Source organism: Lacinutrix salivirga, assembly GCF_053604675.1.
Window position 1 is genome coordinate 1 of record NZ_JBSHNP010000085.1, and the last position, 227, is coordinate 227.

The 227-nt window shown below is 40.1% G+C and carries 1 protein-coding gene; it reads left to right on the forward strand.

The window, feature by feature from the left end:
* Positions 1-227 (forward strand): Ig-like domain-containing protein (locus ACVC5O_RS03975; RefSeq protein WP_452220172.1); only part of this gene is annotated, 227 nt, incomplete at both ends.

Consider the following 227-nt stretch of genomic DNA (forward strand, 5'->3'; position numbering starts at 1 on the left):
TGTATTAACTAATGATGAAGATTTTGAAGGCGATAACCAAACTGTAACTGCTAACACCAATCCTACTAATGGTTCTGTAACCATCTCTCCTACTGGTGAGTATACCTACACTCCTAACCCAGGATTTACTGGTGAAGATACTTTTGAGTACACCATCTGTGACGATGGAAACCCTGTCGCTTGTGATACTACAACTGTATATATCGAAGTATTACCTGAGAGTGGTC